This window comes from Paraburkholderia pallida (genome assembly GCF_004524855.1).
Classification (GTDB): domain Bacteria; phylum Pseudomonadota; class Gammaproteobacteria; order Burkholderiales; family Burkholderiaceae; genus Paraburkholderia; species Paraburkholderia oxyphila.
The window spans coordinates 1,712,530-1,724,303 of sequence record NZ_CP038148.1; the positions used below are offsets into that span (position 1 = coordinate 1,712,530).

The window sequence follows — 11,774 nt, forward strand, 5'->3', positions numbered from 1 at the left end:
AGCCGCCATCTGTGGCCTGATTCGCGGCCGAATGCACATCAGCCGTCCGGCAGGCTTCCGCTGGCGCCCCTTCGCGCGGGACAATGGCGGACAGCCGCAACCGGCCGACCCGGTCAAAGCAACGCAAGCGGATCAACCTCTGAAGTGTGGAGAGCAACGATGCAAAAGATTCTCGTGGCGCGCCCGATCTTTCCCGACGTGATCGATCGTCTCAAGCAGTATTTCGACGTCGACTGGAACAACGGCGAGACGCTGTCCGCCGACGCCCTCAAGGCGCGCCTCGCCGACAAGGACGGCGCGCTCACCATGGGCGAGCCGATCGATGCGGCGGTGCTGGCCGCGGCGCCGCGCCTGCGCGTGGTCTCGAACATGGCGGTGGGCTACAACAACTTCGACATGGCGGCCTTCAACGCCGCCAACGTTCTGGGCACCAACACGCCCGACGTGCTCAACGAAACCACGGCCGACTTCGGCTGGGCGCTGATGATGGCGGCCGCGCGCCGCGTGGCCGAGTCGGAGCACTTCCTGCGTGCGGGCAAGTGGCAGAAGTGGTCCTTCGACATGTTCATGGGCACGGACGTGCACGGCTCGACGCTCGGCGTGGTCGGCATGGGCCGCATCGGCCAGGCGCTCGCGCGCCGCGCGCGCGGCTTCAACATGCGCGTGATCTATCACAACCGCTCGCGCGTCGCGCCCGAGATCGAGGCCGAGCTGAACGCCGAGTACCGCACGAAAGAGGCGCTCCTCAAGGAGGCCGATCACGTCGTGCTCGTGCTGCCGTATGTGCCGGCGAATCACCACACGATCGGCGCGGCCGAGCTCGCGCTGATGAAGCCCACGGCCACGCTCACGAACATCGCGCGCGGCGGCATCGTCGATGACGCGGCGCTGGCCGAGGCGCTGCGCACGCGCCAGATCGCCGCCGCGGGCCTCGACGTGTTCGAAGGCGAGCCGAGCGTGCACCCGGCGCTGCTCACGGTCGACAACGTGGTGCTCACGCCGCACATCGCGAGCGCGAGCGAGGGCACGCGCCGCGCGATGGCGAACCTGGCTGCCGACAATCTGATCGCCGCGCTGGGCGAGGGCCCGCGCGCGGGTCAGCCGCCCAATCCGGTCAATCCCGACGTGATGGGGAAAGCGCGTTCATGAGCGCCATGCCGTTGATGGCGGTTGTGACGCTCGTGCTCGCGTTCGCGCTCTTATGCGCGATCGTAGCGTTGATGCGTGCGCGCCGTGGCGCGCATGACGACGAGCGCGCCGAAGCCACACTCGACGCGCTCGACCAGCTGAGCGACCGCATCGCGGGTTCGACCGACACGCAGGCGCGCGCGGCCGAGCGCATCGAGCGCGAGCTGCGCAACGAGATCGCGCGCACCGCGCAGGCCTCGCGCAGCGAATTCGGCGGCGGCTTCACACAGGTGCAGCAGGCGCTCGCCGGGCACCTCACGAGCATTGCGACCGTGCAGAACGGCCAGCTCGACAGCTTCGCGCAGCAGCTCGCGAAGCTCACCGAGAGCAACGCGCAGCAGCTCGACGCCGTGCGCCAGAGCCAGCAGTTGCAGGCGCAACAGGCACGCGACGAGCAAGGCCAGGCGCTGCGCCATTTCGGCAACGTGCTCGGCCAGCAGCTCGTGCAGCTGACCGAGGCGAACGACCGCCGCCTGGCCGAGGTGCGCGCGACGCTGGAACAGCGGCTGAAGGACATTGAAGCGAACAATGCGGCGAAGCTCGAAGAGATGCGCCGCACCGTCGACGAGAAGCTGCACGCGACGCTCGAGCAGCGTCTGGGCGAATCGTTCAAGCTCGTCTCCGACCGGCTCGAGCAGGTCCATCGCGGGCTGGGCGAGATGCAGACGCTCGCGGCCGGTGTCGGCGACCTGAAAAAGGTGCTGACGAACGTGAAGACGCGCGGCACGTGGGGCGAAGTGCAGCTCGAAGCGCTGCTCGAGCAGATGCTCACGCCCGACCAGTACGCGAAGAACGTGGCGACGGTGCCGGGCAGCAGCGAGCGCGTGGAGTTCGCGATCCGGCTGCCGGGGCGCGGGCTGCAGGGCGGCGGCTCCGCTTCCGCCTCGTCCGCCTCGGCCTCCGATAGCGCGCCGGTCTGGCTGCCCGTCGACGCCAAGTTTCCGCGTGAGGACTACGAGCGGCTCATCGACGCGCAGGAGCGTGCCGACGCCGCCGGCATCGAGGAGGCGGGCCGCGCGCTCGAGGCCCGCGTGCGCGCCGAAGCGCGCACCATCGCCGAAAAATACGTCGCGCCGCCGCACACGACCGACTTCGCGCTGCTGTTCCTGCCCACCGAAGGGCTCTATGCCGAGATCCTGCGCCGGCCGGGTCTCACCGACGTCTTGCAGCGAGATTTTCGCGTGAGCGTCGCGGGCCCGACCACGCTGACGGCGCTGCTCAATAGCCTGCAGATGGGCTTTCGCACGCTTGCCATCGAGAAGCGTTCGAGCGAGGTCTGGCAGGTGCTCGGCGCGGTGAAGACGGAGTTCGGCAAGTTCGGCGACGTGCTCGCGCGCACGAAATCGCAGTTGGAGACGGTGACGCGCTCGATCGAAGCCGCCGAAGTCCGCACGCGAGCGATGAGCCGCAAGTTGCGCGACGTCGAGGCCTTGCCCGGGGAGGCGGCGTCGAACCTGCTCGGCGACGTGCTGCACAACGCAGAGAACGGCGACGAGTGACGCAGACGCAGCGCGATTGCGCGAATTGAGCGGGACACAAAAAAACGGGCCGTCCGCAGATTGCTGCGAACGGCCCGTTTTTCTTGCCGCAGGGGCTTAGCTCGCGACCCGCTCGGCCGGTGTCGCAAGCTGGTCGAGCGCGTCGCCGGTCACGCGCACCACGCGCCAGTCGGGCAGGACGGTTGCGCCCATCTTCTCGTAGAAGCGGATGGCCGGCTCGTTCCAGTCGAGCACGGTCCACTCGAAGCGGCCGCACTGGCGCTCGACGGCGATGGCCGCGAGCGCGCGCAGCATGGCCGTGCCGAGTCCCGTGCCGCGCTGCGAAGGCTGCACGTAGAGGTCTTCGAGATAGAGCCCGCGGCGTCCGAGGAAGGTCGAGTAGTTATGGAAGAACAGCGCATAGCCGACGATGAGGCCTGCCTCTTCAGCCACGAGCGCCTCGGCCGACGGCCGCGCGCCGAAGAGCGCGTCGGTGAGCCCCTCGGGCGTGCCGGTGAAGAGGTGCGTGAGCTTTTCGAATTCGGCGAGTTCGTACATCAGCGCGTGCATGGCGCTGACATCGGCGGGCGTGGCTGCGCGGATCGTGGCGCTCATCACGCTTCCTCCGGGACATCGGAGAGATGGATCTCGATGCCGCCGAAGCGCGAGGCGACCCAGTTGTACAGATGGCAGGCGATCCACAGCAGCACGAAGCCGACGATCGCATTGAGGATCAGCGCGCTGAATACGGTGCCGAGCTCGAAGGTGCCGTAGCGGAAGAACGCGACCACCGCGACGAGCAGCACGACCGGCACGCTGAAGGTCAGGTACACGAGGATGAGGGCCTTCGCAGTCTGCCCGGCGGCGATAAACGAGATCTGTTTTTTCATGTGAGTCGGTCCGTAGGTCGATGGGACGTCGCTGATCGACGTTGAATTGTGTTGAACGTTGCGGTGGCTGGCCATGCGCGCCGCGCTAGACGAGACCGTCGAAGAGCATGATGTCGACGGCGTCGCCGGCATCGAGGTCGGCGCTTTCGTGGGCGAGCACGATGAAGCAGTTCGCCTCGCTCATCGTGCTGAGCGCGCCGGAGCTTTGCGAGCCCGTGGGCGCGACGCGCCACTGGCCCTGCGCATCGCGTTCGGCAATGCCGCGCTGGAATTCGGTGCGGCCCGGGCGCTTCCTGATGGGCGCGTCGCAGCGTGCCGGGATGAGCGGCACCGGCTGCGGCGTTGCGCCCGACATCGCGATCAGGGCGGGACGCACGATCTGATAGAACGCGACCATCGTGGCGACGGGGTTGCCTGGCAATCCGAACAGGAGCGCCGCGCGCCCTACGCCCGGGTGGCCGCCCGACCAGATGCGGCCGAACGCGAGCGGGCGGCCCGGGCGCATGGCGAGGCCCCAGAACGACACGTCGCCGAGCGTCTGCAGTTGGGTGCGCGTGAAATCGGCTTCGCCGACCGAGACGCCGCCCGAGGTCAACACGACGTCGGCGCTTTCGGCGGCTGCCTTGAGCGTGGCGGCCAGCGATTCGGGGTCGTCGCGCACCACGCCGAGGTCGATCGGCTCGACGTTCAGGCGCTGGAGCATCGCGCCAAGCGTGTAGCGATTGCTGTCGTAAATGCAGCCGGCGTCGAGCGGCTCGCCGGGCGAGCGCAATTCGTCGCCGGTCGAGAAGTACGCCACGCGCAGGCGCCGCCGCACCGCCACGTCGACGATGCCGAGCGAGGCCAGCAAGCCGATGTCGCTCGCGCGCAGCACGCGGCCCGCACGCAGCGCCGCGTTGCCGCGCGCGAGATCTTCGCCCTTGCGGCGGCGGTTCGCGCCGGGCGTCACGGTGTCGGCGTGGAAAGTAATCGATTCGGTGACGGGTTCAGTGAGCGACTCCGCGGCGGCGGCTGCTCCCTCCGTGCTCCCGCTGCGCTCCACGCGCTCCTGCGGTACGACGGTGTCGCAGCCCGCGGGCATCGGCGCCCCGGTCATGATGCGCACGCACGCGCGCGGCGCGAGGGCGCCCGTGTACGGATGGCCGGCAAATGCCTTGCCTGCCACGTCCAACGTGAGCGTCGCGCCACTGGGTGCGGCATCGTGTAACAGCAGCGACGCGCCGTCGAATGCGTAGCCGTCCATGGCCGAGTTGTCGTGCGCGGGCACGTCGATCGGCGAGATCACGTCCCCGGCGAGCACGCGCGCGAGCGCATCGCGCAACGGCACGCGCTCGCTCTGCACGAGCGGCGTCACCCACTGGAGCACGATGGCCTGGGCGGCGCTGACGGGCAAGGCTTGAGGATCGAACTGGCTAAGGCTTCCTGCGCTACCGGAAATACTGTTAAGCGTGGTCATGGAGTGGAGAAGCGTCGCATCCGCACGATGGGTGCGGCGATCGTCCTGGGGGACGTGCATCAGGCCGGTGGCGGGCGGTGGCGGTCAAGCCGGTGGCGCTCGTCAGGCACGGTCGAGGTCGGCAAGTTCCTGTAAGGAATTGACATTGTAAAACGCACGCTCGTCGGCAAAGGCCACTTCGGCCGCCGTGTGGCGCGCGTACCACGCACGCACCTTGCGCTCGCCCGCGTCCAGAAACGCCGCGAGGTCGCTGGCGAGCGAGGTGTGGACGAGCGCGAAAACGGGGTGCAGGCTCACTTCGCCGGCCGCGTTCGCCGTCGTTGCCGTGGCGATCAGCGTGTCTTGCGCGCGGGCCGCTTCGGCCAGCCTCGCACCGAGGTCGGCAGGCAGCCAGGGCGAGTCGCAGGGTGCGCTCAACAGCCATTCGGTGCGGGCCGCACGCAGGCCGGCAAGCAGTCCCGCGAGCGGGCCGGGGTAGTCGGGCAGCGTATCGGCGATCACCTGCGCCTGCCACGGTGCGCCGAGTTCGGCATAGACATCGCGGTTGCGGTTCGCGCTGATGGCGAGGGCGCCCACCTGAGGCGCCAGGCGCGCCAGCACATGCGCGGCGAGCGGCTTGCCGTGCAGGCGCTGCAGGCCTTTGTCGACGCCGCCCATGCGCTGGCCGCGGCCGCCCGCGAGCACGAGGCCGGTGAGGGCGGCGGCGGGGATGGCGGGGGCAGGCGAGGTCGCGGGCATCGGCGTATCAGCCGCCGATATAGGACATTTCGATGCGGCGCTCTTCGCCCACAGCCGGGGCGGCGTCGCTGCCACGCAACTGCGAATAGCGGTCGGCACGCTGCTCCCAGATCTGCGCGATCGCGGCCGAGATGGCGGCGTCGCTCGCCTCGCCGCGCAGCAACGCGCGCAGGTCGTAGCCCATCGTGGCGAACAGGCACAGATACAGCTTGCCTTCGGTCGAGAGGCGCGCGCGCGTGCAGTCGCCGCAGAACGCACGCGTGACGCTCGAAATCACGCCGATTTCGCCGGCGCCGTCCGAGTAGCCCCAGCGCTGCGCGGTTTCGGCGGCGTTGTGCGCTTCGAGCGGAACGAGCGGGAAGTGCTCGGCGATGCGTGCGACCACGTCGGCCGACGGCAGGACCTCGGTCATGTTCCAGCCGTTCGAGGTGCCCACGTCCATGTACTCGATAAAGCGCAAGGTCACGCCCGAGCCGCGGAAGTGGCGCGCGAGCGGCACGATCTCGCTGTCGTTGGTGCCGCGCTTGACGACCATGTTGACCTTGAGCGGCGAGAGCCCCACGGCTTGCGCGACGGCAATGCCTTCGAGCACGTCGGCGACCGAGAAGTCGGCGTCGTTCATGCGGCGAAAGAGGGCGTCGTCGAGCGCGTCGAGGCTCACCGTGACACGTGTGAGGCCCGCGTCGCGCAATGCGCGCGCCTTGCGTGCGAGCAGCGAGCCATTGGTCGTGAGCGTGAGGTCGAGCGGCTCGCCCGCCGGCGTGCGCAGCTTCGCGAGACGCTCGATCAGGAATTCGATGTTCTTGCGCAGGAGCGGCTCGCCCCCGGTCAGGCGAATCTTGGTGACGCCATGCGCGACGAAAAGCCGCGCAAGACGTTCGATTTCTTCGAGCGAAAGCAGTGCGGAATGCGGCAGGAACGGGTAGTCCTTGTCGAAAACCGCGCGCGGCATGCAGTAGACGCAGCGGAAGTTGCAGCGGTCCGTCACCGAGATGCGCAGGTCGTGCAGCGGTCGCGCGAGGGTGTCGAACAGCTCGCCGGACGGCGCGCGCACGGCCTCCGCGGCCGGGCTGGGCGGCAGCGAACGGACGTCGGCAACAGGGATGATGCGTCGGGACATGGTGGGCTCGTACTCGCGATAGCTCGATTTTAGCCCAACCGCGCTTCGCCCATGACCAATTTGATATATCAGCTGGAGCCTGGTTGTCGGCAGCGATGCTCACGGTTCCCGGCGGCGCATCAACCTCGCGGCGACGCCCTGTCACGCGCCTTCAGGTGCGATAGACGAATACCCGTGTCCCTTTGGGGCTGGTGTCCCAGAGTCGCTTCATGGCGGCTTCGGAACCCACGCCCATACATCCGTGGCTTGCCCCGTAATAGCCTTCCGACTGGAACTGGTATGACAAATGGAAGGCTTCACCGGTGGCGGGGGAGGCGTCCCACGAGATAAACATCGCATACGGCATGGGCGTGCCATAAATGCTGGACACGTGATGACGACTCTTGTGGGTAATCCGGCCGTAGCCTTCGCCCGTCAGATATCGGGGACCCCGCGCGTCCCCCGGACGAATGTAAAACGCCCATTGCGGCTTGCCGCCTTCATACACCGTGGCGGTATAGGTGGTTTTATCGACGCAAACGATCCGCTTTGCCTTGGTGCACTCGCTCGGCGCAGTGGCAGGCGGGCTTGCCGCGCTAAAGTCAAAACCCACCGGAAGGACCGGGGGACCACCGAGCGCGTCGTGCGGCTCTACGGCCGGGTTTGCGGCGAGCGCAATGGTCGCTTGATCCTGGATCATTTTGATCGCGTCGGGCATGGGCGTCCCGGCGGGAGGCAGCGTCACCCGGGCCGGTGTCATAGCTTGGGTCGTGGGCGGCGCAGGGGTGGCCAAGGCATCCGCTGTTGCGATCTTCGAGTTGGTGGGGAGGGCCTCTGCACCAGGCGACGGAGAGGTTGCCGTTACGGCGGGAGGCGTGATGCCAGGGGGTGTCTTGTCGGCGCGATATGCCGCCGGTGAGTTACCGGCACCGATCGCCATGACGGCTACGGCTCCTGTCGCCACGAGCGTACCCGCCACCATGCCCCGACGAATCCATGTGTGCCCCGACATTGAACCTCCAAACGCGGGACTTTCAGCGCCGCATCGTCACTTTTCCAGAAATGGGCGCGTCATGTGACGCTAGCCTCACCAGGCGCCATGGTAGGTGTTTCGACTCGCTTTCACGACCGCATACGAAGGATTGCTGGCTATGTGTCAAGCCAGTTGCAATCCGAGTTGCCCGGATCCTGTGTCACACAGTCGCATTTGGGCTTGCCCGCATTCCAGGCTGTTGTGTCTTTCGCCTGGTTGCTGGTCCGTCCTTCCAATGAAAAACACCCCAAAGGTTGGGCCGATGGCCAACTTTTGGGGTGCAGATCAGCATGGCTGGCTGCCTGCGCCGTCAATCGGCCCAGGCAGCGTTCGCGCGGTGCTTACGGCTGGCGGGTCGTCTCCACCTGTTGCATCGGTGCGCTGTCGGCCGGCGGCAGCGGCTTGCGCTCGCGCGGTACACGCGCGGGCTTCACCACTTGCGCGGCGGCGTCCTGCGCGGCGCGCAGCTTGACGACGTCGGTGTTGACCCACTCGAGGCCAGCCGATTCCAGCATCGGACGCAGCGTGTCGGCCGTGACGGCCGCGCCGGCTTGCGTCTGACGCTGGGTCGCGGTTTCGACAACCACCGTTGCGGTTTCGGCCTGCGCCACAACCGCTTCGACGCGCGTTTCGACCGGCTCGGGTTGAGCGACGACAGCCGGCTCGGCAGCCGGTGCGGCCGGCGCTTCGACGCGGTCTTCGCGAACGGGCAGCGCTTCGGCAGCAGCGCTTTCCACGACGGGCGCCGCAGGCGTTGCGGCTTCGGCCACCGGCGCAGCGACAGGCTGGGCCGGCTCGGCTTCAACCGGCGTGACAGCAGCAACCGGCTCGACGACCGGCGCAACCGGCGCGACAGCAGGCGCCACCGCTTCGGCAGCAGCCTCAGCCTGGGTCTCGACCGGCGCGACCGGCGTGGCCGTCACGGCGACCGACGTTTCGGCGGACGACGTTTCGATCACTTGCGCCGGTTGGGCCGGCTGCTCCGCTTGTGCGGCTTCGGCAGCGGCGGCGGTTGCGACCGGCAGGGTGGTCACGACCACAGCTTCGGCACCGGAAGCGTGAACGACGGCTTCCGGCGCACGGGCTTCAGCCTGGGCTTCGACGTGCTCGGCAGCATGCTCGCCCGCAGGCGCTGCAACAGCCGCTTCGTCGGTGCTTTCGTCGCTGCCTTCATCGGCGTCAGCGGCGCCTTCGAGCCCTTGCGTGCCTTCCGCATCGCGCTCGCGGCGACCACCGCGGCGGCCGCGGCGGCGGCGGCGGCGCTCTTCACCTTGCGGCGTTGCGCCGTCGTCCTCGGCACCGGCGTGGGTCACGCCGTCGGTGAGGGCGGCCTGGGCTGCTTCCGCGGTGTCGGCTTCAGTGCTGGCGGCGTCGAGGCGTGCTTCCTGCGCCTCGGCGGCTTCGGCCGGCTGCTGGCGTCGGCGTTCGCCACGCTCGGCGCGTTCGCCGCGCTCACGGCGCTCGCCTCGCTCCTGGCGCTCGGCGCGCGGAGCGGCTTCTGCGGTCTCGCTGCGTTCCTGACCGCGCTCGACGCGCTCGATGCGCTGCTCGCGCTCGGCGCGGGGCTCGCGGCTTTCGCGTGCCTCACGCGATTCGCGTTGTTCGCGCGGCTCACGGGATTCACGTGCCTCACGTGCCTCGCGGGGTTCACGCGGCTCGCGGGTGGCGCGGCCTTCACGGCCTTCGCGACCCTCACGGGCTTCACGCGGCTCGCGTTCTTCGCGGCGCGCCGACGGCTGGCCGGTGCGCGTGCCGCCCGCGGCCTCGCCACGGCCGGCCGCGTCGCGGCCGCCGCTGCGGCGGTTGCGGTTGCGGTCGGCGGAGCCGGCCCCAGCGCCGGCTTTCTCGCCGCGCTCGGTGCGGGCTTCGCGTGCCGGACGGGCGGCCTTTTCCTGCTGCTCGACCGGAGCCGGAGCGGGGGCTGCAGCCGGTGCGCCGCCAAAGAGACGCTTGATGAACGCGAAGAAGCCGCCGCCGCCTGCCGGCGCGGCTGCAACCGGCGCGCCCACGGGAGTGGCTTCGACCGGTTTGACCTGTGCGGTGGGTGCCGGACGCTCGGGCGTGATGCCCTTCACCGCGGCTTCCTGCTTCGGCTTGGCTTCGGCGGTGCGCTTGCTGTAACCGGTCTCCGACTCGAGCTCGCGCGCGGCCTCTTCAGCCATCTTCCAGGAGGCGCGCGGGTCGTCGAGGCGGGTGTCGTCGTGACGCAGGCGCTCGAGCTTGTAGTGCGGCGTTTCGAGGTGCTTGTTCGGGATCAGGACGACGCCGACCTTGAAGCGCGACTCGATCTTGTTGATCTCGGCGCGCTTTTCGTTGAGCAGGAAGGCGGTCACTTCGACCGGCACCTGGCAGTGGATCGCCGCGGTGTTTTCCTTCATCGCTTCTTCCTGGATGATGCGCAGGACCTGAAGCGCCGACGATTCCGTATCGCGGATATGACCCGTGCCGTTACAGCGCGGGCAGGTGACGTGGCTGCCTTCCGAGAGGGCCGGGCGCAGGCGCTGACGCGAGAGCTCCATCAGGCCGAAGCGCGAGATCTTGCCCATCTGCACGCGGGCGCGGTCGTGGCGCAGCGCGTCCTTCAGGCGCTGCTCGACTTCGCGCTGGCTCTTGGCCGACTCCATGTCGATGAAGTCGATCACGATCAGGCCGCCCAGGTCGCGCAGACGCAGCTGGCGCGCGACTTCGTCGGCGGCTTCGAGGTTGGTGCGCGCGGCGGTTTCCTCGATGTCGGCGCCCTTGGTGGCGCGCGCCGAGTTCACGTCGATGGCGACCAGTGCTTCGGTGTGGTCGATCACGATCGCGCCGCCCGAGGGCAGCGGCACCGTGCGCGAGTACGCCGTCTCGATCTGGTGCTCGATCTGGAAACGCGAGAACAGCGGCACGTCATCGTGGTACCGCTTCACCTTATTGACATTGTCCGGCATCACGATATCCATGAAGGCGCGTGCCTGGTCATAGATCTCGGTGGTGTCGATGAGGATTTCGCCAATGTCGGGCTGGAAGTAGTCGCGGATCGCGCGAATGACGAGGCTCGATTCCAGGTAGATCAGCATCGGCTGGCCAGACTGGCCGGCCTGCGACGCGGCTTCGATGGCGCGCCACAGTTGCAGCAGGTAGTTCAGGTCCCACTGAAGCTCTTCGGCGGAGCGGCCGATGCCGGCCGTGCGCGCGATGATGCTCATGCCCTCGGGCAGTTGCAGCTGCGCCATGGTTTCGCGCAGCTCCTGACGGTCGTCACCCTCGATGCGGCGCGAGACGCCGCCGCCGCGCGGGTTGTTCGGCATGAGGACGAGGTAGCGGCCGGCGAGCGAGATGAAGGTGGTGAGGGCGGCGCCCTTGTTGCCGCGCTCTTCCTTCTCGACCTGGACGATCAGTTCCTGGCCTTCCTTGAGGGCGTCCTGAATGCGCGCGCCGCGCATGTCGATGCCTTCGCGGAAGTACTGGCGGGCGACTTCCTTGAACGGCAGGAAGCCGTGGCGGTCCTCGCCGTAGTTGACGAAACACGCTTCGAGCGACGGCTCGATGCGCGTGACGATGCCCTTGTAAATGTTGCCTTTGCGCTGTTCGCGCCCGGCGGTTTCGATGTCGATGTCGATGAGCTTCTGTCCATCGACGATGGCGACGCGCAGCTCTTCCTGCTGCGTCGCGTTGAACAACATTCGTTTCATTGAACGGCTCCAGTGCGGCAACGCGCGCGGCCCTGGCCCTTTGAGGCGCCCGACGCTTCGACGGGCAGCACAGGGACGGGCAGCGGCAAGCCGCGCCTTATGGTGTTTTCACAAGCACGCTGGAGCAGGAACGATGGCGGGGAGAATTGCCTTTCGGGCGCCCGGTCTGGCGTTGCGTTGCCAGGGACGGGCCGCGTGGGCTCATGCGAAATACGTCTTCA

9 protein-coding genes are annotated in these 11,774 nt (G+C 68.3%); 2 read left to right on the forward strand and 7 right to left on the reverse strand.

The window, feature by feature from the left end; translation table 11 throughout:
• Positions 1 to 159: 159 nt before the first annotated feature.
• Positions 160 to 1,149: a 2-hydroxyacid dehydrogenase gene (locus E1956_RS07780; protein WP_028215968.1), complete on the forward strand. Its 990-nt coding sequence runs from the start codon at positions 160 to 162 to the stop codon at positions 1,147 to 1,149.
• Positions 1,146 to 2,687, forward strand: coding sequence for a DNA recombination protein RmuC (locus E1956_RS07785; RefSeq protein ID WP_134748086.1), 1,542 nt, complete (start codon positions 1,146 to 1,148; stop codon positions 2,685 to 2,687). Before E1956_RS07780 ends, E1956_RS07785 begins: the two co-directional genes overlap by 4 nt.
• 96 nt (positions 2,688 to 2,783) lie before the next feature.
• Here E1956_RS07785 and E1956_RS07790 read toward each other — a convergent pair whose 3' ends face one another.
• The 7 genes from E1956_RS07790 to E1956_RS07820 form a co-directional block, all read right to left on the reverse strand.
• Positions 2,784 to 3,281, reverse strand: a complete 498-nt coding sequence (locus E1956_RS07790; RefSeq protein WP_134748087.1) for a GNAT family N-acetyltransferase — start codon at positions 3,279 to 3,281, stop codon at positions 2,784 to 2,786.
• A complete protein-coding gene (locus tag E1956_RS07795; RefSeq protein ID WP_027817320.1) occupies positions 3,281 to 3,556 on the reverse strand; it encodes a DUF3566 domain-containing protein in 276 nt (91 codons plus the stop codon). Before E1956_RS07795 ends, E1956_RS07790 begins: the two co-directional genes overlap by 1 nt.
• 85 nt (positions 3,557 to 3,641) lie before the next feature.
• The gene (gene moeA / locus E1956_RS07800) at positions 3,642 to 5,012 is read right to left on the reverse strand and encodes a molybdopterin molybdotransferase MoeA (RefSeq protein ID WP_134748088.1); all 1,371 of its coding nucleotides are present in this window, start codon (positions 5,010 to 5,012) and stop codon (positions 3,642 to 3,644) included.
• 102 nt (positions 5,013 to 5,114) lie between these two features.
• Positions 5,115 to 5,750 (reverse strand): molybdenum cofactor guanylyltransferase MobA, encoded by a 636-nt coding sequence (mobA, locus tag E1956_RS07805; protein ID WP_134748089.1) that lies wholly within the window; start codon positions 5,748 to 5,750, stop codon positions 5,115 to 5,117.
• 7 nt (positions 5,751 to 5,757) lie between these two features.
• Positions 5,758 to 6,870 carry a GTP 3',8-cyclase MoaA gene (moaA, locus tag E1956_RS07810; protein WP_134748090.1) on the reverse strand — a complete coding sequence of 371 codons (1,113 nt, stop codon included), beginning with the start codon at positions 6,868 to 6,870 and terminating at the stop codon, positions 5,758 to 5,760.
• A 151-nt stretch (positions 6,871 to 7,021) separates the two neighbouring features.
• The gene (locus E1956_RS07815; RefSeq protein WP_167759983.1) at positions 7,022 to 7,789 is read right to left on the reverse strand and encodes a L,D-transpeptidase; all 768 of its coding nucleotides are present in this window, start codon (positions 7,787 to 7,789) and stop codon (positions 7,022 to 7,024) included.
• 434 nt (positions 7,790 to 8,223) lie between these two features.
• Positions 8,224 to 11,553: an Rne/Rng family ribonuclease gene (locus E1956_RS07820; protein ID WP_134748092.1), complete on the reverse strand. Its 3,330-nt coding sequence runs from the start codon at positions 11,551 to 11,553 to the stop codon at positions 8,224 to 8,226.
• Positions 11,554 to 11,774: the final 221 nt, after the last annotated feature.